This is a genomic window from Flavobacterium piscis, assembly GCF_001686925.1.
GTDB classification, from domain to species: Bacteria; Bacteroidota; Bacteroidia; order Flavobacteriales; family Flavobacteriaceae; genus Flavobacterium; species Flavobacterium piscis.
In genome coordinates this window covers 1-1,600 of record NZ_LVEN01000037.1, presented here as the reverse complement: position 1 = coordinate 1,600, position 1,600 = coordinate 1, and the positions used below count along the sequence as shown (strand labels likewise).

Annotated in this window: 1 protein-coding gene; it reads left to right on the top strand. The window is 31.6% G+C overall.

What is annotated here, in order from left to right; genetic code table 11:
* Positions 1-464: 464 nt before the first annotated feature.
* Positions 465-1,484, top strand: coding sequence for an IS110 family RNA-guided transposase (locus tag FLP_RS16655; RefSeq protein ID WP_243397622.1), 1,020 nt, complete (start codon positions 465-467; stop codon positions 1,482-1,484).
* The last annotated feature ends 116 nt before the right edge of the window (positions 1,485-1,600 follow it).

The window sequence follows — 1,600 nt, the reverse complement described above, 5'->3', positions numbered from 1 at the left end:
ATGAAAAAATTAAGACAGCAGTTTATCAAGCACATAAGGAATCAATTATACTGAAAAAGCTTCCGGTTATCGGAAGGATTATTTTTAGGAGTATATTTAACCGAAAAGAGCGCAAGATTTTATTTTTGTAGTATGCTTACAAACGTAAAAGTTCGCAAAACTTTATCAATAAAACTTTGCGAAACTTTGCGAAAGATCTTTGTGTGCTCCTATGTTTGCAAAGTTAATTTAGAAATTTTTACTTTTTTAAATTTGCATTATTAAAGTGAAAAGGGATGAGAGTGCATTTGTGTCTAAATAGTTCTTAGAAACATATTCTCGCAAAGAAATTACCTCATTCTTTTTTATCTTTTAGAGTCTGAACAGAATGTAAGGAATTAAGCAATGCTTAATATCCAGAATATCCAATCAGGAGAAAAGACGAAGGAAGATTCATCACTTTATATATTAAAATTAAAAAAGTAATGATGGGTAAAATTGTAAAACAAGTAGCAGGAATTGATGTAGCTCAAAAAGAATTGGTAGTGACTTTAGGACATCTTTTAGATGATTTTTCAATAGAATTATTTGCCTATAAAGTTTTCAAAAATAGCGATTCTGGTTTTAAATCATTGGCTGAGTGGACAAATAAATTAACAGACAATGAAGTTGATGTTCTTTATGTTATGGAAGCTACGGGTGTATATCATCAAAAGTTTGCTTATTTCTTAACTGACAATAATTATAAGTTAAGTATTGTACTGCCTAATAAAATCAGTAACTATATGCGAACTTTGGAGTTAAAAACCGTTACAGACAAAAGCTGTTCCCAGGCAATCGCCCAATTTGGTTTAGAGCGAAAATTGGATAAGTGGTCCAAGCCTAAAGTTACTTATAAGGAATTGCAGCAGTTAACCAGGGAAAGAGATCAGATTGTTCAGGAAAGAAGCATTATCAAAAATCAAATACATGCTGAAATCACAGAAGCTGAACCAAATCAGAGAAGCTTAGAGAGAATGCAGGCAAGAATACGATTTTTAAATTCACAGGAGAAAGAAATTAAAGAGGATATTGACTGGATCGTAAAAGAAAATCAGGATATAAGACAAATTATAGACAGGATAACAACCATACCGGGAGTTGGGGAACTGACAGCTGTAATTGTTTTGGCAGAAACAAATGGTTTTGAGCTAATCAGAAACAAATCACAATTATCCAGTTATGCGGGACTGGATGTAAAAGAAAAGCAATCTGGTACATCAGTAAAAGGAAAACCCAGAATATCTAAAAAAGGAAATAGAGCCTTAAGAAAATCAATGCATTTACCAGCTCTTACTGCGGTAAAATGGGATGACAATTTTAAGGAGACATATGCAAGATTGGTCTCAAAACACGGAATCAAAATGAAAGCCTTGGTGGCTATTCAAAGAAAAATATTGCAATTAATATATATCTTATTCAAAAATGAAACAATTTATGACAAAGATTATACAATAAAAAAATAGCGTGAAAACACATAAGGTTTAGCACGCTATAGAGACTAGCTCAATGACTGTCTTGAAAAACAAAATTAATAAAAATTAAGATTTAAAATTGGAAATCAACACAGAATCTTTGCGGT

What these genes read in the sequence shown, in the direction of transcription:
- FLP_RS16655 (WP_243397622.1), top strand. Translation starts at nt 465, where the DNA reads ATGATGGGTAAAATTGTAAAACAAGTAGCAGGAATTGATGTAGCTCAA.